The sequence below is a fragment of the Microbulbifer sp. ABF4_148 genome, assembly GCF_056158985.1.
In genome coordinates, this window is record NZ_JBSWUI010000001.1 from 406,428 (window position 1) to 428,191 (window position 21,764).

Annotated in this window: 16 protein-coding genes; 7 read left to right on the top strand and 9 right to left on the bottom strand. The window is 56.8% G+C overall.

Annotation, left to right across the window (positions count from 1 at the left end; translation table 11 throughout):
- Window positions 1-21 precede the first annotated feature (21 nt).
- A complete protein-coding gene (locus ACXAD0_RS01700; protein WP_475086614.1) occupies window positions 22-2,574 on the bottom strand; it encodes a TonB-dependent receptor in 2,553 nt (850 codons plus the stop codon).
- Window positions 2,575-3,046: 472 nt separating this feature from the next.
- Between ACXAD0_RS01700 and ACXAD0_RS01705 the strand changes: the two genes are divergently transcribed.
- Together ACXAD0_RS01705 and ACXAD0_RS01710 are read left to right on the top strand one after the other, a co-directional pair.
- Window positions 3,047-5,437 (top strand): hypothetical protein, encoded by a 2,391-nt coding sequence (locus tag ACXAD0_RS01705; protein WP_475086615.1) that lies wholly within the window; start codon window positions 3,047-3,049, stop codon window positions 5,435-5,437.
- A gap of 188 nt (window positions 5,438-5,625) precedes the next feature.
- The gene (locus ACXAD0_RS01710) at window positions 5,626-7,197 is read left to right on the top strand and encodes a hypothetical protein (protein ID WP_475086616.1); all 1,572 of its coding nucleotides are present in this window, start codon (window positions 5,626-5,628) and stop codon (window positions 7,195-7,197) included.
- 6 nt (window positions 7,198-7,203) lie between these two features.
- Here ACXAD0_RS01710 and ACXAD0_RS01715 read toward each other — a convergent pair whose 3' ends face one another.
- Window positions 7,204-7,842: a hypothetical protein gene (locus ACXAD0_RS01715; protein WP_475086617.1), complete on the bottom strand. Its 639-nt coding sequence runs from the start codon at window positions 7,840-7,842 to the stop codon at window positions 7,204-7,206.
- 43 nt (window positions 7,843-7,885) lie between these two features.
- Complete coding sequence (locus tag ACXAD0_RS01720) at window positions 7,886-10,144, bottom strand: OsmC domain/YcaO domain-containing protein (protein ID WP_475086618.1); 2,259 nt, start codon at window positions 10,142-10,144, stop codon at window positions 7,886-7,888.
- 209 nt (window positions 10,145-10,353) lie between these two features.
- Here ACXAD0_RS01720 and ACXAD0_RS01725 point away from each other — a divergent pair, with 209 nt between their 5' ends.
- On the top strand, window positions 10,354-11,586 hold the full coding sequence (locus ACXAD0_RS01725; protein ID WP_475086619.1) for an MFS transporter: 1,233 nt from the start codon (window positions 10,354-10,356) through the stop codon (window positions 11,584-11,586).
- A 3-nt stretch (window positions 11,587-11,589) separates the two neighbouring features.
- On the opposite strand, the gene ACXAD0_RS01730 is transcribed toward ACXAD0_RS01725, so the two are convergent.
- Window positions 11,590-12,180: a tRNA-uridine aminocarboxypropyltransferase gene (locus tag ACXAD0_RS01730; protein WP_475090286.1), complete on the bottom strand. Its 591-nt coding sequence runs from the start codon at window positions 12,178-12,180 to the stop codon at window positions 11,590-11,592.
- Between the two features lie 2 nt (window positions 12,181-12,182).
- Here ACXAD0_RS01730 and ACXAD0_RS01735 point away from each other — a divergent pair, with 2 nt between their 5' ends.
- The 3 genes from ACXAD0_RS01735 to ACXAD0_RS01745 all read left to right on the top strand — a co-directional run bounded on the left by ACXAD0_RS01735 (window position 12,183) and on the right by ACXAD0_RS01745 (window position 15,288).
- Window positions 12,183-12,641, top strand: coding sequence for a GNAT family N-acetyltransferase (locus tag ACXAD0_RS01735; RefSeq protein WP_475086620.1), 459 nt, complete (start codon window positions 12,183-12,185; stop codon window positions 12,639-12,641).
- Between the two features lie 165 nt (window positions 12,642-12,806).
- Window positions 12,807-14,573, top strand: coding sequence for an ABC transporter transmembrane domain-containing protein (locus ACXAD0_RS01740; protein WP_475090288.1), 1,767 nt, complete (start codon window positions 12,807-12,809; stop codon window positions 14,571-14,573).
- Between the two features lie 331 nt (window positions 14,574-14,904).
- On the top strand, window positions 14,905-15,288 hold the full coding sequence (locus tag ACXAD0_RS01745; RefSeq protein ID WP_475086621.1) for a hypothetical protein: 384 nt from the start codon (window positions 14,905-14,907) through the stop codon (window positions 15,286-15,288).
- Window positions 15,289-15,377: 89 nt separating this feature from the next.
- Here the strand turns inward: ACXAD0_RS01745 and ACXAD0_RS01750 are convergent, their stop codons facing one another.
- The 5 genes from ACXAD0_RS01750 to ACXAD0_RS01770 form a co-directional block, all read right to left on the bottom strand.
- On the bottom strand, window positions 15,378-15,758 hold the full coding sequence (locus tag ACXAD0_RS01750; protein ID WP_475086622.1) for a carboxymuconolactone decarboxylase family protein: 381 nt from the start codon (window positions 15,756-15,758) through the stop codon (window positions 15,378-15,380).
- Between the two features lie 131 nt (window positions 15,759-15,889).
- Complete coding sequence (locus ACXAD0_RS01755) at window positions 15,890-16,978, bottom strand: lipocalin-like domain-containing protein (RefSeq protein WP_475086623.1); 1,089 nt, start codon at window positions 16,976-16,978, stop codon at window positions 15,890-15,892.
- Entirely contained in the window at window positions 16,971-19,343 is a 2,373-nt protein-coding gene (locus tag ACXAD0_RS01760; protein WP_475086624.1) for an ABC transporter permease, read from the bottom strand. Before ACXAD0_RS01760 ends, ACXAD0_RS01755 begins: the two co-directional genes overlap by 8 nt.
- Window positions 19,319-20,005, bottom strand: a complete 687-nt coding sequence (locus ACXAD0_RS01765) for an ABC transporter ATP-binding protein (protein WP_475086625.1) — start codon at window positions 20,003-20,005, stop codon at window positions 19,319-19,321. The genes ACXAD0_RS01760 and ACXAD0_RS01765 overlap by 25 nt, the downstream gene beginning before the upstream one ends.
- A 133-nt stretch (window positions 20,006-20,138) precedes the next feature.
- Window positions 20,139-20,636 carry a hypothetical protein gene (locus ACXAD0_RS01770; RefSeq protein ID WP_475086626.1) on the bottom strand — a complete coding sequence of 166 codons (498 nt, stop codon included), beginning with the start codon at window positions 20,634-20,636 and terminating at the stop codon, window positions 20,139-20,141.
- 244 nt (window positions 20,637-20,880) lie between these two features.
- Here ACXAD0_RS01770 and ACXAD0_RS01775 point away from each other — a divergent pair, with 244 nt between their 5' ends.
- A complete protein-coding gene (locus ACXAD0_RS01775; RefSeq protein ID WP_475086627.1) occupies window positions 20,881-21,570 on the top strand; it encodes a hemerythrin domain-containing protein in 690 nt (229 codons plus the stop codon).
- Window positions 21,571-21,764 lie beyond the last annotated feature (194 nt).

A 21,764-nucleotide genomic window follows, 5' to 3' on the forward strand; every position in this document is an offset into this window, starting at 1 on the left:
GTTTATCCGGATCGACCGGGTTTAGAAGTTGTAGCGCAGATCGATACCGTAAGTACGCGGTGCGGAGATATCCACATAACCCGTACCGAACACATCCAGTGTACGGCCGCTCACAGAACCGGTTACTTCATTCTCCAGCAGGTTCTTGCCCCACAATGCCATTTGATACTTGGCATCTGTGCTCACCCAGGACAGGCGCGCATTCAACAGGCTGGTATCTTCACCGAAACCGGGAATGGGCGTATCCACACCATTGATGACGATGGACGAGATTGCCGCGGGATCATTCTCCGCATTATTTTCTGCGTACACATAATCCGCATGCAGGTTGATCTCACCAAAGCTCACTGCCGGTGACCAATCAAAGGTCAGGGTGTAAGCCGTATCTGCCGAGCCGCTTTGTGTATCCTCAACCAGCTCACCGAATACATCGTAGAAAGGTTCCCACTTGGATTCGGTATCGCGCACGGTAGTCACTACGCCCAGGCGCAGGTCGTCCATCGGCAGCCAATCGGCGGTGAGTTCAAATCCATTGATGGACTGGTCACCGTTAATGACCCGCGGCAAAGCATTGGTTTGCCCCGGCGGCTTGCTCTCGACACTGCGCTGGCGGTTGTCGACGGTCATATCAAAGTACGACAGCTGCACCCGCGCGCGGCCATCGAGCAAGTCGCCTTTCAGGCCCAGCTCGATGTTGTCGATTTCCTCGGGCTTGACCGGTGTATTGGCCGACGCCTGATCCAGGCTATCGAAACCGCCGGACTTGTAGCCAGTAGCGTACGACAGGAACACCATGGCATCGTCGGTAATATCGTACTGCCCCACCATACGACCGGTCACTTTGCTCCAGTCTTCCTTGGCGGTCAGCAGTTCGCTGCCGATCGTGTAGCCATCGTCGGTCCGGAACACCACCGCTTCAATCGGCAATGTGCCCGGTACAGTGGCGCGATCAAACTGGATGCCAGGTACCAGCCAGCTAAATTCTTTTTCGTCGTAGCTGTAACGCAGGCCCGCGAGCATGCGGAATTTGTCGGTGATAGCATATTCGCCATCGGCGTAGAAGCCATAGTTCACGAACTCGCCATCATTAATGACGGACTCGGTCCATTCACTACCGGCGTAAGAGGTACCAAACAGCATGCTGGTGCCGAGCTGCTGCGCGACGCCATCGTAAAACATGTCGTCCTGGGGCAGTGCATTGCCTGTCAGCACGGTGGTGAAGGTGGCCCAGTCATTCGGATCCCACAGATGGTCAACACTGGCCAGCGCTGCCAGTGACTGCTGCGCGGCACCTTCAGCGATGGCATCGGCCTCGGCCTGTGTCATCAGCCCGGCAGCAACCGCCGGTGCAGTCTGCTGGTTTGCGGCTGCCACGGTGCCCTGATAGATGGCGCCCTGCAGACCGGCGTCATTCACCAGGTTTGCGGTGGTCAGTCGGGTAATCGAATCACCCAGCGCAGTGACAATGGTTTCCTGATGGATCGTCTCCTGGGAGTAGTTGGCTCCCATCACCATATTGAAGCGGTCACCGTTGTAGTTCAGCTGCAACTCTTCATACAGGATGTCATTGTCAAAAATATTGTTGGTATCAAGGTAGACGGTGGGATCTGCGGTACCGTCCTCCTCCTCGCGGTTCGAGGTTTCGTAGGCGCGGTAACTGTTCACCCACTTCAGGCTCAGGCTGTCACTGAAGTCATGGAACAGCTTGGTGCTGACCGCGTACATATCCCGGGTCTCTTCCGCGTTGCGCACATCATTGGCCGTTTTGCGCGAGAACGGATCCGCGTTGAGGGCAGAGCCGCTAAAGCCAATGGCATTGCGCGGCGAGTTATCCACCGAGTCCCAGTCATAGGAAATCTGCAGCGCAGTGCTGTCGGCCGCATCCCACCACAGGGACAGGCGTCCGGTGACATTATCCTGCTCGCCACTATCACGGCCGGCCACGTTCTCGATGTAGCCGTCGCGCTGGTTGGTCATTACATTCGCGCGCACAAATACGCTGTCAGAGAGCGCGGTGTTGACCATCGCCTCGTTGCGCACCAGGCCATAGTTGCCCACCTTGGTGGACACAAACGCTTCAAATTCTTCTACCGGGCGGTGCGGTACCAGCAACACCGCACCCGCCGCTGCGTTGCGACCGAACAGAGTTCCCTGCGGTCCTTTCAGTACTTCGACCCGCTCCATGTCCGAAAACGCCAGCGTGGCTGCCGCCGATGGCAGATAGGCATCGTCATAGAAGGTCGCAACAGACGGGTCACCGCCAGCACTGATGTTCGGGCTGGAGATCCCGCGAATGCTCAGCGAAGACTGGGTCAGGCCATCCCCCGCGTCGAAGCCCGGAATGTACGCATCCATGTCGGAAATATTGAGTGCGCCGGTTTCTTCAATGTCCTTCATCGAGAAGGTATCGACAGTGACCGGCACATCCATCGCATTCTGTTCACGTTTCTGCGCGGTAACGACCACTTCCTCGAGCATGGACTCCTGCGCTATTAACGGAGTACTGGCGAGCGGTGTCAGTAACGCGATCGCTACAGACAGATGCGCTTTGGGAAATTTGAAAAGGGGCTTCATGGCAACTCCTTACGTTATTGTTATTTTTCGCTGAATAAGCCGGTACGTATGCCGCGATCACACAACCCCTGTCAGCTGCGTTTTGGCGAACTCGTAACATTGCACGAAAGTACCATAACGGGCCTGACATCAACTACTCATCGAGTCACGCAAATACACTGAATGACACGTAAGACATAAAGTTTTTTTCACTATTTGAGTTCAATGCCTTTCAGTGAAGTTTTGAACACTCCGAAGATTTGCCCAATTCACCAAATAAGATTTAGTCACGCAAAATTTAGACCGGCCATTCACAGCGTTCCGGCCGGCCCCCGAATGCACTGCGGTTAAAGGAGAAATGAAAAACGACCCTATATCCCTGGGTATTTCACCCACCTTTGTGACACAGGTCACACTTTAGTCGCCGCAAAACACGTCACCCGCCTGGCCCCGCTTAATATCCGCATCGAAAAAGATAAATGAGTTCTTCCAGATGCCGCTCTCAATAAATAACAGATACTTTATTTCTATCGTCTTAACCTCTTCAATGTTGACGGCCTGCGGAGGAGGCGGCTCTGGCAGCAGTTCAGGGGGAACCCCACCACCTCCTACCGACAACACACCTCCGGTACTCGCGGAAGTGACCACGGTAACTACACCCAGCATCAATGACAGTCCGAATTACACATTTAGCAGTAGTGAAGCAGGCAGCATTACTTACACGGGCAGCTGCCAGTCAACAGATACCACGGCAGCCAGTGGAGACAACACCATCACATTCTCCCCGCTCAACCCTGGGACATATAGTGATTGCGAAGTTGTGGTTACCGATAACGCGGGCAATGCTTCCGATCCACTATCGGTTTCCGAATTTACGATTCTCGTCCCAGAGGCGAGCAAACACAGTAACCGGATTATTTTCCCACTTCCCAATACTAATTTTGACGGCAGTCGCGAGATTACCGTGCGCGGCAAACTGTCACGTACTGATGGCAACCTGATCCAACAAAATGAAGTTGTGGATATTTCTGTGAACGGCGTGTCCGCAAGTTTCGATGCCGATAGTGGCGCCTGGTCCCTGGTAGCCCCAACACCTGTGGGACAAAATAGCCTTCCGGTAGTTTTCGACTTTTCCGATGGCAGCCAGCTCATGGATACCATGCCATACAGGAATGATCCGGTACTACTCGGTGGCGGAGCAATTGCCCATGATGCGACGAACCAGATTCTTTACGTACAGGGATACGATGACCGCCGCCTGCATGGAATCGATATGCCCACAGGACACCGGTATCTAGTATCGAGCGTACTCGATGGTGAGATGCTATACGGTATGCGTGGCCTGGAGTTCGACGGCACCGGTAATCGCCTGATTACCTTCAGCCGCAGCGTCAACGCGCTAATCGCGGTGGATATCGCCACGGGTGTTCAAAGCATCATTTCCGGGACAGGCGTTGGTGTTGGCCCGATGTTCGAATCCGGTACTGATATCGGGGTAACTGCCAGCCTGACCCATGCCTATGTCATCGATGAAAGTCTCAACGCACTGTTGCGGGTAAACCTGACTACTGGCGATCGGGAAATCGTCTCTGATGCGAGCACCGGAACCGGCGACCCGCTGGGTTTCTCTACCGACGGCCCGGGCATGGATTTGGATGAAGACAATAATCGGGCTGTCATCTATCAGGGCACGAAATTTGTACTGGTAGATCTGACAAGTGGTGACCGGACCTCTTTCATACCCGATCGTTCTGGCCCGCAAAATACTGCGGGATCCTCGCTTGTCGATTCGGCCAACAACCGCATCCTCTACACACATAGTGAAAGAATTTATCAGATAGACCTGACTACCCAAACAAAAAGTGTCTATGTCGAAACCGACGATAACGGCAACCCGTACTACTGGGAAGCACTCAACGGTTTGACATTACTGGCGGATGGCAGACTAGTAATGACTCGCAAAGCCGGCGGGGAAGTACTGATTCTCAGTAGCGATGGCGTCAGCCTTTCTACAGAAGTCGAAGATATAAGGATCGGAAGTGGTAATCCTTTCCCGACCTCCAAAGGCACCCTGGCACTGGACAAGCAGAACCACCGTTTATTTACCGCAAATTCCAACCTGATGGAAATTGATATCGCCACAGGCGCACGCACAGTGATAAGCGACTGGGAACCGTTCTGCTGCGCCGATGTAATGGGCGAGATAAATGACCTGGTTTTTGACAGTACCAATAATCGCCTGCTCTCCATCGGCAGGGAATTGAGTATTATTGACCCGAACACAGGCGCCATTACAACAGTGTTTAGTCCACAACTCGGCTATGGGCTGGACATTAGCGAAGATGGGAGCACCGCTTATGTCAGCGCGGGTTCTGCCGATGAAATTTCCCATATTGATATCGCAACGGGCACCAAGACCATTATCTCAGATGGCACCACTGGCAGTGGTGAACTCATCGACTATCCCAAAGGTGTCGCTTTGGATTCAGAAAACCAGCAGCTTTATGTTGTACCAAACACGCAACAAGAGATCTTTCGCGTGGATATAGCAACTGGTGCCAGAACCGTATTAAGCGACCCGGATGCGGGCAGCGTCGTTGATTTCAGTTCTCCTTGGGAGGTACTTTATGATGCAGAAGCCGGCGAATTATTAGTGGTTGACAGCAACCTGCGCAGTATCATCACTGTGGATGGTACTACCGGTGTCCGTTCAGTGCTCGCCAGTGAAGCCGTAGGCCATGGTGCACAGCCCCATGGCACTGGCTATGGTGGCAGCCTGGCTTTCGATCGCGAGGACAAGCTGCTTTACCTGTTCGATACAGGCACCAAAGCCATCCTTGCAATCGACCGCAACAGCGGCGACCGGATAATGCTGAGCCGCTAACCCCCTTTTATAGCCAGAGGGCCCTTGCGGGCCTTCTGGCTATCTCATCTTCCCCCGTCATTTCTTTTCTCCATCTAGCAGCTTTTCATGCCATCTGGCGGGATATCACACAATCGATAGCGGCAAACCTCCTAGGCTTAATACAACAGGTGGTTGTTTGAATACCTGGCCGAAAGGAGCTTCGCTGTATGAAAGTGCCTTCGAAGAAGCCGGCGGTCTTATTCGCCGCATTTTGGATTTCGCTCAGTGCCAGTGCCGACAGTTTTCCCGGCTGGGAAAAACCCTGGCTGCTCCCCTTCGATCTCAATCACCCGCACTACCCTGCCGACCCCGACAATTACCAGACCCCGCCGGTGCAGCAGAAGGATACCTACGACTTCGCCTGGCAATCGTTTATTGCACTGAACTGGCCCTGGCAACCGGGCGGGCCCGGTGGCAAGCCGGATAAGGCCGCGCAGCTCGCCGGTATTGAAAACACCACAACGCCGCATGCGATCGTGGTGTGGGAATCCTATATGTCTCCGGAAACGGCGTTCACGCCGCCACAATACTGGCCGGTGGACTGGGGCAACCCGGAATTTGTGAATCTGCAACGGGAAGCATCGCCCCCCTGCTATTCCAACAATTATCCCTACGGACGTCCGTTCGCACCGGGTATCAACCAGCCCTATACCAATGCGAATGTACCTACCGGGCCACTGGTGGATCAGAACAAGGAGTTTGTGCGGGTCGAAGTGACCCTCAGCCAGCCCTATTTCCGCTATATCAAGGAATTCAAATACTACGACGCGGATAACCAGGTCACCGCGGTAAAGAAATTCATCGACTACGCCAACCAGCATGACGCTGCACCGCCGCCCGCCGATAGTCCCTACGACGACAGCAGCAAATTCCAACCGCTGCCCACCGGACTCGAATACTATATCCGCGACCTGCCCAAATATGCCCGGCAGGGGATTACCGAGGTCAAGGCGGCCTGGAAAGTCCTGAAAACGGCAGGGCCGGATGCCGATATTCCCGGCCGTTACTTTCGCCGCGTCATGCAATTCCCCATGCCCGATGGCTCCCTCAGTGAACCAACACTGATGGGGTTGATCGGCTTTCATATTCATCGCGTCACACCCTTCGGCCACCTGCCGTCGACGTTCGAGCACGTGGACAATGTGCAGTTGGAAAAGCGCTTCCACGATCCACTACCGCTGCCGGCACACCCGGCACTCAACCCCGGCAAGCAGAATGAGCTGCCGTTTGCTGGTGCACCGCAATATCCGAATGGCTATGAAGTGGGCGGGGAATCGGGTGTCGCCGGCCTGATCCCGACACCCTTCAAGGATGGTGACAGCATTCCGCCAAAATCAGACATCAAGCAGGTCAATGTCTCCCGTGAATTTCCAATTCCGGTAGCGGTTCAGGTCGCCAACAAGAAATATCAATGGTTGCTACGGGACACGGTGTGGTCCTACTACCAGCTAATTGGCACCCAGAACAAAAACCTGCAAGATCCCAATCCAAATCTGGGCCCGGGCATTCCCGGTCCGCAACATTCCAGCGTTCAGAACTTGGTCAATACCACGCTGGAGACCTACACCCAGAAGGGCTTCAGCTGCAGCCGCTGTCACCTGAATGCATTTCCCCATGGCGTTACCGTATATCCACCCTACGAGAAACGCTTTGAGGACCTGCATGTCATGAGTTTTCTACTGCTCAATGCAAAGTCCGGCCAGGATGACAATCCGCAGTTAGGCTGCAATAAACCGTAGCGCCGCCTACTCTACATGGTCGGCAGGTTGCGGACAGGCGCTGGGCATGCCGTTGAGCCCCTGCTTGTCCACTTCCATTTGCATCTGACCACTACCGGGCTCGCCTGAAAGCCGAAATACAAAGACCGTGTCGTAATCCGAGTTTGGCCAATCGGGGACTTTCCTATCGACCTTGAAGCGGCGCAGCAAAATCTCGGCCAGCAGCACGATATTCATATGCTCCCACGCCACATAGATGGTCGACCCGCGGTAGCGCTCTGACATCAGCGCATCGGCCAGCAAGCCGGGATCGTTGAAGGGAATCTGTGTGTTAACTGGTATCTGGAAGTTCACCGCCGTGGGACCGATGGTCAGCAGCGGACGCACGTAATCATGGCGCAATCCATCGCCATGAATTTCAGTGGCCTTCACCGACGGGTTGGGCGCAAAAATAAAATCCGGCTTGGGAAATTTCTCACGGAAATATTCCGGCAATCGCGCTGCGCGGTTCAGCCCCTGACAGTCGAGCAAGCCGAGACCTGCTGGCGGCTTTTCCGCATGGCGCACCACCACAATCAAGGTTTCCCTGTCTTCCTGCGCGACGGCAGCTGGAAGCCATAGACACTGGATCAACAGCAGCAAATACCATCCCTGTATCCGTTGCATCCTTTTTCTCCGATTTTTTACATCCGGTTATGGCGCCAACTGTTTAGATGGCCTTGGCCCGTGCTGCATGCAGTTTTTTATAACTGTCGATCAGACGCAGGTGCTTGTCGAGCCCTTCCAGTTGCATATTGGTCGGCGTCAGGCCATGGAAACGTACACTGCCATCGACAGAGCCCACCACCGCGTCCATGGTGGCATCGCCGAACATGCGGCGGAAGTTGGCGATGAAGTCACCGAGTGACAACTCCTCATCCAGGGTCACTTCAAGTACTGCCTGCACCGCCTGGTAAAAGAGCCCGCGCTCGACGGTATTGTCGTTGTACTGCAGGAAGGTCTCCACCAGTTCCAGCGCCTCTTCATGGCGCTGCAGGGCCAAATAGATCAGCAGCTTCAGTTCGAGGATGGTGAGCTGTCCCCACCCCGTATTCTCATCAAACTCGACACCGATCAGATTGATAATGGTTTCGTACTGGTCCTGCTGGCTTTCTTCCAGACGATCCACCAGCGCAGTGAGCTGTTCTTCACTGAGGCTATGCAGGTTGAGGATATCCTCGCGGTAATCCAGCGACTTGTTGGTGTTGTCCCAGATCAGGTCTTCCACCGGGTAGACTTCGGAAAAGCCCGGCACCAGAATCCGGCAGGCCGGCGCACCCAGGTCATCGTACACTGCGACATACACTTCCTTGCCGAGCTCTTCGAGAATCTTGAACAGGTGGGTGGCTTCCTGGGCATTGGTTTCCGAATGGTCACTGGTGAAGTCCCATTCGCAAAATTCATAGTCGGACCTGGCACTGAAGAAGCGCCACGACACCACACCGGTGGAGTCGATAAAGTGTTCGACGAAATTGTTCGGCTCCTGCACCGCCAGGCTATTGAAGGTGGGAGGCGGCACATCGTTGAGCCCCTCGAAGCTACGGCCCTGCATCAGTTCGGTGAGGCTGCGCTCCAGCGCCACCTCAAAACTCGGATGGGCGCCGAAGGAGGCGAAGACGCCGCCGGTGCGCGGGTTCATCAGGGTCACACACATCACCGGGAACTGGCCGCCGAGAGAGGCATCCTTCACCAGGATGGGAAAGCCCTGTTGTTCCAGCGCATCGATACCCTCGACAATATGCGGGTACTTTTCCAGTACCGCACGCGGTACCTCCGGCAGCGCGATCTCTTCCTCGAGGATATGCTTCTTCACCGCGCGCTCGAAGATTTCCGACAGGCACTGTACCTGCGCTTCATACAGGGTATTACCGGCACTCATGCCGTTACTGAGATACAGGTTCTCGATCAGGTTGGAGGGGAAATACACCACCTCATCATCAGACTTGCGCACAAACGGCAGTGTGCAAATCCCGCGCGCGACATTGCCGGAATTGGTATCGATCAGGTTGCGCCCGCGCAGCTCGCCGTCCGGGTTGTAAATTTCCAGGCAGTAGTCATCGAGGATACCGTCCGGCAGCGCATCGTCTGTACCGGGCTTGAACCAGCGCTCGTTGGGATAGTGCACGAACGGCGCATTGGCGATCTCCTCACCAAAGTACTGGTCGTTGTAAAAGAAGTTACAGTTCAGCCGCTCGATAAATTCGCCCAGTGCTGAACACAGGGCGGCTTCCTTGGTGGCACCCTTGCCGTTGGTGAAGCACATTGGAGACGCTGCGTCGCGAATATGCAGTGACCACACATGCGGCACGATGTTACGCCAGGAGGCGATCTCGATTTTCATCCCCAAGTCGGCGAGGATGCCGGTCATATTGGCGATGGTCTGCTCCAGCGGCAGGTCCTTGCCTTCGATGTAGGTGGTGTGCTCGCTGTCCGGTTCCACCATCAGCAGGGCCTGGGCATCTTCGGCGAGGTTTTCCACCGCGTCGATCTGGAAGTCAGGGCCGGTCTGGATCACCTTCTTCACGGTGCAGCGGTCAATGGAGCGCAAGATGCCGGCGCGGTCCTTGTCGGAGAGGTCTTCCGGTAGCTCAACCTGGATTTTGAAAATCTGGTTGTAACGGTCTTCCGGGTCCACGATGTTGTTCTGCGACAGGCGGATATTGTGCGTGGGGATATCCCGCGCCAGGCAGTAGACGCGTACAAAGTAGGCCGCGCACAGTGCCGACGATGCAAGGAAGTAATCGAACGGGCTCGGCGCCGAGCCATCCCCCTTGTAGCGGATCGGCTGATCGGTGATGACGGTGAAGTCATCAAACTTGGCTTCGAGCCGCAAATTGTCGAGGAAGTTAACGTTGATTTCCATGGAAATACCGGAGCTGGATGGTGCCTCTGGCGACAGGGTGCCGGGCAGGGAATTGAAGCGCGGCATTATGCAGAATTTAGGGTAGCTCGTCTCCCGTCGGGGCGACGACAACCGCCCTGCTTTCGAGCCAACCACCGGGGCTGACACCTGAATCTCTGAGCTGTGACAGGCAGACGCCAACTGGCTGGGATCACCCAGGGGTTGAGGTCCCGGGCAGATCTCCGATAATCGACCGACACGACATTCCTCCACCACACCGTTTGCCCCCTGACGCCATGACAAAAAGTATCAAACCCTATCTGCCCGTGATGATCAGCGCCTGTTTGCTGCTGTTACTGTCTTTTGGCTATCGCGCCGGGTTTGGCCTGTTTCTGGCACCGATGTCGGAAGCCAATGGCTGGGGACGGGATGTCTTCTCGCTGGCACTGGCGATCCAGAATCTGTCGTGGGGAATATTCGCGGTATTCGCCGGCGGGCTGGCCGATCGGCACGGCATTCTCAAGGTATTGCTGGCCGGGGTAGCCTGTTACGCACTGGGCATGTGGCTGATGGCCGATGCCACCACCCCCATGGCCATCACCTCCACTGCTGGCCTGCTGGTCGGCGCCGGTGTGGCGGGCACCGCCTTCGGTATCGTGCTGCCGGCAATGGCCCGTGCCGTTCCGGAAGAGCGTCGCGCGATGGCGCTGGGGATCGGCACGGCGGCGGGTAGCCTCGGACAATTTCTGGTAGTGCCGTTTATGCAGCAGCTGATCGACTGGGCAGGCTGGTACCAGGCATTGCATATTCTCGGGTTATCGGCACTGCTGATGGCACTCTGTGCCATCCCGCTGGCACGCTACAGTAGCCACCATACGGAACAGGCCGCGGAACCCTCACTGGATAACATTGGCCTGCCGGAGCTGGCACGGCGCGCATTGCGGGTGCCTTCGTACACCCTGTTGGTGTTTGGCTTTTTTGTCTGTGGTTTCCACGTCGCCTTTATCACCGTGCATATGCCCGGCTATCTGGTCGACCTCGGCTTTGATCCCAAGGTCGGGGCCTGGAGCATCAGCCTGATCGGCCTGTGCAACGTGGTCGGCGCGTTTATGGCCGGTGTTTTCAGCAGCCAGTACCCCATGCACAAACTGCTGTCGGGGATCTATCTGGGTCGGGTGATCGCCATTAGCGCGTTTTTGCTGATTCCCATTTCCCTCACCAGCGTGCTGGTGTTCAGCGCACTAATGGGTTTCCTGTGGCTGGCGACAGTGCCCCCCACCTCGGGGTTGGTGGCGCGGTTTTTCGGCACACGCTACATGACCTTCCTCTACGGTATCGTCTTTTTCAGCCACCAGCTGGGCAGCTTCAGTGGCGTCTGGCTGGGGGGCTACCTGTATGAGGTATTCGGGAATTACAACGGAATCTGGTATGCGGGTGTCGTTCTCGGGCTGCTCGCGGCCATCCTGCACTGGCCCATCGATGAACGGGATCATACCGACCGGCTGAAGCCCGTGGCTGTTGCGGGCTGAATGCTACTCGCGGCGATGCTTGCTGGCACTGGCAGCCTGTAATGCCACCATCCGCTCAAACGGTTGGAGTAACGGCTGAAAATCCTGCGCCGGCTCCAGCTGTTGCAGTGCCAGCGCAATACTCTCCACCGTCGACAGGCTGTCGGGTAACGACGAACGTCGCACCTGGTAATTCGAGTGCAGGCCACCGGCGAGGCTGACCCGGGGTAACCTTTGCAGCGCCGGATTGAGATGCAACATACGTTTCGACTTGCGCCAGGTCCCATCGAGGACCACCAGTTGCTGCAGCGCTTGTGCGGCCTCGGTGTCTGGCACGATTTCCTCTACCGGCGGCAGCCAGTCCAGCGATGGATACAGCAGCGCCGATGGCACCGACAGAATCCGGGCGCATAGCGCCTCGTCCGAAGCTTCCGCAATCACCAGTTCACTGTTGGGGAGGCAGAGGTGCGCCATGCGCCCGGTATTGAATGGATGCTTCTGCTCCAGCGGGTGCTGTATGATCAGCACTCGCAGACGGGACGCCACACGCACCAACGCGCTGCAGTAACACAGCGATGGGGGACGGTGGCATGTGGGGCAGGTCAGGCGCGGCATAAATGACAAAAACTTCTGCAAACGTTGGCAACAGGACAAACGGCTATACCGCCCAGTGGCTATCCGACGCAGAGATCCCGCTGGCCAACAAATTTTACCGCACCCACAAATTCCGCGGCAAAGCGAAGCGCCACGATCCGTGCCTGGTGATTCGCCACCACAGTGAGATCATCGCCTGCGGTTGCCTGCGCCAGCTCACCGACAGCCAGCTACTGACCGGAGTCGCGGTGGCCGAAACCCACCGCGGCCAGGGCGTGTCACGATTGCTGGTGACACAGATGCGCGAAAAGTTCGGGGACAACACCTTTACCTTTCCCTACCGGCACCTCGTCGCTTTCTACCAGTCGCTGGGTTTTGTCGAGGAACCGCCCGGTGCACAGCCCAGCGCCGTGCTCGACCGGTTCCAGACCTACGTCAAACAGGGGCGCGACATCCTGATCATGCGCTTTGTCGCAGAGTAAACGGCAGTCGCGGGTTGAATTCCGCCACGGCGCCTCGATAACTGTATTCCAACGCCGCCCCAAAAGGGCTACCTGAAGACCTGTTTAGAAGCTTTCATGTCCAATACCGCTGCACCGTCCCCCGCCGGCAATCCCGACGACACTCCCCAACGCTCCGCCTCCAGCATGCCGTTTAGCGAGATGATGCTGGCTCTGTGGCAGTACATGAAGCCGTATAAGCTGGTACTGATCGCCGCCGGTATCGCGCTGGTCTTCACTGCCGGTATCAGCCTGTCGATCGGCCAGGGCGTAAAGCTGCTGGTGGACGAGGGCTTCGTGGCCAACTCGAGTGAGGCCCTCGGTCGCGCGGTAGTGATCCTGATCGGCCTCGCATTCCTGATGGCCATTGGCACCTATACCCGTTTCTACCTGGTGTCCTGGTTGGGCGAGCGCGTGGTCGCCGACCTGCGCAAGGCCGTGTTCTCCCACATCATCACCCTGCACCCCAGTTACTTCGAAACCAATCGCAGCGGCGAGATTATGTCTCGCCTCACCACCGATACCACCCTGCTGCAAAACATTATTGGCTCGTCGTTTTCCATGGCGCTGCGCAGCGCGCTGACCTTTGTGGGGGCGCTGATCCTGCTGGTGGTCACCAATCTCAAACTCAGCCTGATCGTGCTGATCGGTGTGCCCGCGGTGTTGCTGCCGATTGTGTTGTACGGGCGCAAGGTACGAAAGCTGTCCAAGGCCAGCCAGGATTCCATCGCGGACGTGGGCAGTTACGCCGGTGAAATTATCCAGCACATCAAAACAGTACAGAGCTACACCCGCGAGAAGCACGAGAAACAGGCCTTTGACGCCGAAGTCGAAACCGCATTCCGCATTGCCAAGAAGCGTGTGCGCCAGCGCGCGCTGCTGATTGCCGTGGTGATCTTGCTGATGTTTGGCGCCATCAGCGGCCTGCTGTGGGTCGGCGGCAACGATATGATTTCCGGCCGCATGACCGGTGGTGACCTCGCGGCGTTTGTGTTCTATGCGGTGATGATGGGCTCTGCGGTCGCCACCATTTCCGAAGTCTACGGAGAGTTACAACGGGCCACCGGCGCCACTGAGCGTCTGGTGGACCTGCTCAATGTGCAGTCACAGATTCCTGCGAGCCGCGCGGATACCGCGGAAGCTTGCGATGCGCAAAACGGGACACCAGGCACTGCCCAGGTGTCGTTCAATAGGATCGAATTCAGTTATCCATCACGCCCGGACCATCCTGCAATTCGTGACCTGAGTCTGGACGTTGCTCCCGGCAAGAGTCTCGCGCTGGTGGGGCCGTCCGGCGCCGGCAAGTCAACGCTGCTGGAATTGCTGCAGCGCTTTTATGACCCACAAGGCGGCAGTATTACCCTGGACGGAACCGACATCCGCGAGCTTGATACCGAAACCCTGCGCAGACAGATTGCCGTGGTGCCGCAGCAACCGGCGCTGTTCACCAACGATGTCTGGTACAACATCCGCTACGGCAAGCCCGATGCCAGCGACGCAGAAGTGATTGCGGCAGCCAAAGCGGCGCACGCACATGAGTTTATCGAGAAGTTGCCAGACGGCTACGACAGCCATCTGGGCGAACAGGGCACGCGCCTGTCCGGCGGACAGAAACAGCGCCTGGCCATTGCCCGCGCTATTCTCAAGGATCCGAAAATCCTGTTGCTGGATGAAGCCACCAGTGCGCTGGACGCGGAGAGCGAGTACCACGTGCAACAGGCGCTGGAAACGCTGATGCAAAATCGCACCACCATTATCATCGCCCATCGCCTGGCAACTATCCTGCACGCCGACAGCATTGCAGTACTGGAGCACGGCCAGCTGGTGGCACAGGGCAGCCACACCGAGCTGCTGGAGATCTCCCCCCTGTACAAGCGTCTCGCGGACCTGCAATTCCAGGAAGCCACCGCCTGATTCGGCCCAAACCAGAAAAAATGGCAGCCCGGTCACCGCACTATGGCGTCGCCCAGACGCCATAGGACATACCGTGCCCGCATTTACCGGCAATAGTCATAGATCACAGCCGCAAATTGGCAGCGCTCAAATACTCATTAACCCAACAGGGTTAGAACGATAGTGATGCGTACGCAAGAAACCGACAACGGGCCCTGCAGGGGAACCTTTCTTTATCGCTTTGCAGTCTTAAAAGATCTCTCTTAAGCAAGGGAACTTCCATTGACGGTCATTGGGACCACCCAATGGTTTGAGTAGACTTGAGGCCACATTGGAGGAAGGAGAAAACATCATGCGTTATGTACTTTCTGTACTGCTGCTTTGCTCTCTTGCCGGTTTCAGTATTGCGCAAGAGCGCCTGAGTCAGCTGCCGTCGGGTGCTCAGCCCGTTCAGCATTTAGGTACGACCTACTATAAGAGTGGTGACCAGTTCTATCGCTTTAACGAGCAAGGTCAGTACTTTTATCAGGTACAGCCCCCGAGCTCTCTGCCGCAACATCAGCAGTCTCCTGACATGTCTGTTCGTGGTAGCCAGTCTCCTGAAGTTGGCCTGACACCGGACCAGGTAGAAGGTTGTCGTAATGCTGCGGCTGATAAATCTAATGCCAACCCTGCTATGGGCGGTAAGATTTATATCCGCGAATACAACAACTGTATCAGTAATCTGCGTCAATAATGACAACACGATAATTGCTTCACTCTCCTGAAGCATTTAGAAAAGGGGCCAGCCGGCCCCTTCTCTTTTTCAGCCGGAACTCAAAATCACTATCGTTCCGCCTCGATAATTTCCCGCGCCGCCCGATTCGCCGATAGCGCTGCCGGACAACCACAGTAGGCAGCGGAATGCAGGATCACTTCGCGAATTTCCTGTTCCGAACAGCCATTCCGTAACGCACCGCGCACATGGCCTTTCAGCTCTTCAGTTGCACGCAATGCGATGAGCATGGACAGGGTCATCAGGCTGCGGGTTTTACGGTCGATGACGGCCTCATCCCGGTTCCACACACTGCCCCAGGCGACCTCCATTACGAAGTCCTGCAATTCGCGATCAAAGTCGGTCACATTATCCAATGCGCGATCCACAAACGGATCACTCATTACTTCGCGGCGAATCACCTCACCACGGTCACGTTTACTTTCCGTCATTAACTTGTTCACCCGTATGCATTGTCTGGCAAAAATTATGCGCGCTGACGCTGCCCAGGCCCATGCAGGATTGGCGATAGTCGCTATTCACTGATTCAATACGCCGTGGAATTTGGAGATAACCTACGAGGCTAGTCCGCGCGATTGCCGTAACCGGTCATTTCCAGATAGCCCTCACCAGATGCGCTGCCGCTGACACGTACCGGCCCCTCCCAGTAGCGCAACGAACCCGGGTTCCAGAAATCCCCGGGCCAGGATGCAATCTCCAGCGCGATGCCCTCAGCGGGAATCGTCAGTTGCCAGTTGACCGGCACTGATCCGAAGCGACTGTCACGAAACGTCTGCGGTTGTAACGAGAACTCGGACGGATTCAGGCTGCGGGCAGTGCCGTCGGCCGCGACCAGGGTGCCTGCGTAGAAGTCTTCTGCACCGCGCACACGAAACACCATAATACGGCGACCATCATCCAGATGCAGGGCCATCCAGTCCCAGCCCTGCTGGTCGGCTTTGAGATACTGGCTGCTCCATTCCCGATCGAACCAGCCCTGCCCCTGCACAGGAATGGTCCGGTCCTGCACCGTAACTTCACCGGTAATTTGTGGCATGGGGAAACTAAAGTACATCGAACCACCACCGCCGGCAGACTTGGCACTGAACCCCTGCACGCCGTTGAACACCGGCTGCTCGCCGGGATTGAGTTTCAACCGATAAGAAAAGTCATCAGCCTTCACACTGAGTAACCAGTGGTCCGCCTGCTCCCTCAATGCCCAATCATCCATCCAGGCACTGAACGGTTGCGCCGTCACGCCCGCCTGCCCGGTGCCGCCGCGTGCACTGCGCGCAGCAAACTGATGATTCTCCGGTTGGCTGAGTGCAGCATGTGCCAGCCAGATTTCATCCAGCGGCCAGTCCTGTGCCTGGGCGGTATAGGGGCCGGGTTTTACACCGGTGCGAAACAGCGTCCACTGCACACCAAACTGTTCCCCGCTCTCACTGTGTAGATTGGCGGTCAGGTACCACCATTCCAATCGGTAGCGCGGGTGCGCGCCGAGGTCTTGCGGCAGGGTGACCGACATCCCCGGCTGCGCCTGCTCGAAGCCCTCCGGTGGTTCACGCATTGTTTCGATTGCACCGAGCTCGGATCCGCCCTCCTCGGGCTCGCTGCACGCCGTCAGCGCCAGAACAAAAGCCCACAGAAGGACACCGGACAATCTAGTCATTTTTCAGGGCCCCCAGACGTACCGGACTGCCAGCGAGCAGACCGACTAGCGCACCGATCGCCGCCGAGGCAATCCAGACCTGCAGCCAGAACAGCGGATAGAGTTTCAGTGGCAGGGCCCAGCCAAATGCGGCCGGGTTGACCTGTGCCACCAACACCCAACCGAGGAACACACCCAACGGTGTCGCCAGTAATGCCAACAAGCCGGTAATTAGCAGGCTGTGGGTCACCAGGCGTTTACGCAGTGCGTTGGCCGGTACACCACACGCATGCAAAAGTGTGTAGGGGGCCTGGCGCAGCCGGAAAATCACCAGCCCCATCAGGCCAAGGGCAACACCGGCCAGCGCGAGCGTCAGGGTATTCAGCACGCGGGTCATCTGGAAAGTGCGCGCAAAGGCCGCATTCGCCAGCCCTTTGAGTTCTTGCTGATCACGTATGCGACTGGCCGCCAACCAGGGATGGCGTTCCGGCCATGCCCGCCAGGGCAGCGTATCGATGTCCTCGGCGCCCAGCACAAAGGTGGTGTAACTTTGCGGAGGTGCTTCCCACAACGCCGACTGTGCCAGCATCAACTCGCCCTGGGGGCGGCCATAGTCTGCATAGATCCCCACTACATCGCGGGTGATCTTTGCGTCGCCAACCTGAAAACTCAGGCGATCGCCTACGCCGACACCATGGCGGCGCGCCAGCTGCTCATTCACCAGCACTCCGCGGGCAATCAGGGCCTCCCACACATCAGACTCTGCCGCAATAAAGGGCCATGCCTGCACCAGCGGCGATGTCGCATCGATAGTCATGACGTCTACCGGCCCGGAGGCGAGCAAGCCGCGCCCCCGTACCATCGGCAATACCGCGCTGACGCCGGGCAAGTTTTGCAGTTTGCGCTGCCAATCAGCTGCCTCGATCGGACCACCCGGGTCCAGATACAAGTCACCACGCAAACGCTGGTCCAGCCAGCGGTCAAAAGTATTCTCGAACCCGTTCACCATCGCGTGCACGCCAATCACGGTAGCGATCGCGAAGGCGAGTGCCGTCAGAGGCAAGTGCAGTACCCGGCACAGGGCCCGCATTTCTGAACAGGACCACTCCAACAGCGGTCGCACGGTGCGATGCTGCACCAGCGCCAACAGGCCATTGAGGATCTCCGGCAACAACAGGCCGACGCCCAACAGACAACCCGCCGCCGCCAGGAAAACCAGCCACAACTGCTGGGTAAACAACAACATCACCAGCGACACCAGAAATACGCCGGCCCACAACCACCAGCGCTTCATCTGGCCCGCCCACTTCGGAAGACGGCTTTGCACAGTCTGGTAAGGCTGTGTCTCGGCGCGCTGCACCAGTAAATCCAGCCCCGCCCAGCCGACGATCAGCACCAGTATCAACACCATACTGAGCCATGTGCCGACTCTGGGCGCAGGGGCAACGGCGCCACTGACGCCAAACAGTCCGCTCAGTGTGCCCTGAAAACCATCAGCCATGGCAGCCGCCAGCCAGCCACCCAGCCACATCCCGAGGGTACCGCCGACCAGCGCAATCAGTACGATTTCGACAATCAGGGCAAGGCGCAACTGCAGGGGACGCACACCAAAGCGCACCAGCAAGTCCAGGCTGCGCCGCCGTTGCTCCAGTGCAAAGCGATACACACTGCGCACCAGTAACGCAGCCACCAACAGTGCCAGCACGCTCAGGGCATTCAGGCTCAGCAAGAAGGCATCCACCAAGGGCGCCGGCGTCACCCCATAGTCCTCAACCTGAGTCCGGTAACCCGCCGGTAATGTCTGCTTCTCGAGTTCAGATTCCGGCAACAAGAGCTCCAGGGTGCCGTGACCGCGCGCAGCCAGCTCGGCGGCGACGGCGATGTCGGTCAGCAGTTGGCGGCGTGGCAATCCGTCGACGGGTTCCAGCGCATAACGGGCACTGCCGGCTGGCGCCAGTACTTGCCACCGCTTGAGGTCTGCGGGTGCACCCAGTAACGCCGGTTTGTCGAGGTTGGCAAACAGGGAGTTCATGGCTGGCGCCCCACCGCGATACTGGCGCAGGCACGCCGCAGTGAGCGGATCGATACCGACCACCATCGGCGCACCGGTATCGGCGAACCGGACTTCCAGCCGTGGCGACACACACAGCCCGCTGCGCCGCAACGTGGCAAAGTCATCCACCGTTATTGCACGACCGTCTTCTCGCAGGACCAGCGTGAGGGGTTCCAGAGCCTCCTGGGAACGCGTGACTGACTTTTCGGCCGCAGCTGTCAATGTCCGCACCCCGCTCCACAGCATCGCCGCGCACACCAGTATCAGCAGCAAACCGATCAGCTGCGTCGGGTGGCGACGGTAGTGGCTCAGGAAGACGCTACTGAGTCCCATGGATGCAGGACGCCCTGGCGAAGTTCGAGAATACGGTCGCAGCGATGCGCGAGTTCAAGATTGTGAGTAACGATGAGCGCACCGACATTGCGCTCGCGAATGGCCTCAAAAAACAGCGGGGTGACACGTTCGGCGGTGGCCTGGTCCAGACTGCCCGTCGGCTCATCCGCAAGGATCAATTCCGGCTGCATGGCAAACGCGCAGGCCAGCGCAGCGCGCTGACGCTGCCCGCCGGAGATCTGGTCCGCAAAGCGATGGACGGTATCACTGATCTCGAGGCGCTCGAGCAATGCCGCGTTATCAGACACCTCGATGCCTGCGAGCGCCGCACGAAAGATGATATTGCGCCCGACCGACAGCGTGGGTATCAGGTTGCCGTCCTGGAATAAGGTGGCAATCCGGGTACGGCGCATTTCGGACCAACCCTCGTCACCAAGCGATGACGCCTCTCGACCGAAAATCCGCACCTCGCCGGAATCTGGCGTCAACAGTCCATTCAGGATATTCAGCAAAGTGCTTTTACCCGAACCAGAAGGACCAATGACCGCTACCGACTCGCCGCGCTGTAACTCCATAGATGCGCCCATCAATACGGATACATCTTCTCGTCCGTTATGGTACGAACGATGGAGATCACATGCGTCGATAAGGAGATCTTCCATTGTCTATTAATCTACGAATGTCTGATTTTCGTTTTTATGTATCTGCACCGAAACTCCATCGGCCCGCAATGCTTCTCAGCAATATAATTTTGGGCGATCACGTTGACATATTTACTATGCCCAAATACCGCTTTTACTTCTCGTGATTTTCCAGTCTTCTACCCAGCGGAAACCACTTCAGATACAACGACAAAGCCACGAGTAATATCGCCGCACTCAAAATCACTGCAACCGCAATGTAGATACGGTCGTAGGCCTGCTCTGTATTATATTTCAGAATCAGAATCAGCCCTTCTAGGGCTACCGCACAGATAATCGTGCCGATGAAGCGCGGCAAATCGCTTTGCAGAATTTCGGTAATGCTGGGTTCAGCTCCCGGCGGCACAGCGAGTTCTGCATCGATTAAGTAGGCTAATTCGAAGATAGTCAGCGCGACCACAAGATTGGTTGCCGTATTCACGAGTATGTAAGCGATATTAGTGGCGCTGGATACCCCCTCTCCTTCAAAAATATTACCGATGGCACCAATCACTGTAGATACCACAATCCCCAGTGATACCAACGCGAATACCAGCGCAAACAGGTGTCCGAAGACCCGTCGCCAGGTTTTATAGAGGTATTTCTTTTGCATATAGGCTCATCATTCTTGGCGCGCTATAGATCTTCGACCTGCCAATTGAGGTGCTTTTAGATGCACAGTGTAGGCAAGTGTCGCTTTTCAGTGCAGCGCTCACGTCGGCTGTATCATCTATCACTCATCAAATGGCTTCGCAGATTTTCTGGGAAGCGGCCGAAGCCGATCCCCAAGGCATTGCTATAGTTTCCGGCATCTGGATTCATCCAGAATTGGCAAGATACTGGCGGAAAATAATTCCATGAGGCTACTGGCAACTAACTGGCACGATGGTCCCTTACAAAGCTGGTATGACGTGCATGAGGCCATCCTCAGGGATATGTCGCGGTTAAGGGATGCAGCCGATTCGCTATCGTTGGACACTCTTTCGGACTTCACCCGGCAGTTTCAATTCTTCTTTGATGTGCTGCAGACGCATTCCCTGCATGAAGACGGTGTCGCTTTTCCCTATATGGTCAACCACGGTATCGACGTACCGGAGTGTATTCGCAAGGAACATCACCGGGAGCTGAATCTTCTCTATGACATCCGCACGGAGCTGGCTGCGCTACATGCATTGTCAGACGAACAAGATATACACGCGACTATTGGGCGAATTCACACACAGCTTGCGGCGCTGGAAGAACAGCTGCGTCAGCATATCGAATATGAAGACACTCAGCTGATCCCGGCATTTGAAGCGCACCTGGATACCGAGCAACAAAAAGACATGGTCACCCGCCTGGTGGGTGAGACGCCAGCATGGATCGCTCCGGCGATCATGGGCTGGATGTTCTCCAATATCAGTGAGGAGCACGGAATACATCTGCTCAAGGCATGGCAAACGTTCTTGCCCGCCGACGTTTTTGCTCACAAGGTAGACGGCATCAAGGACGGCGTGAGCGCAGAGCGATGGCGAGCCCTGTCTGCTGGCTTGTCTGCACGTCCATAGTTCGATAGTCGCTTACCGCCAGAAAGCCCCACGAGCATCGATACCGGCAACTCTCCCTGTGATCCGCTGAAATCTGTCAGCGCTTGTTCTTCTCTCTACCGAATGGTAGCTTGCCAAGTCACGCCGCTGCGGTCCTCGCGGCATTGCCAGCGCCAACCGTCGTCGTTTTTCGAGCGACAAGACTTTTCCCGGCT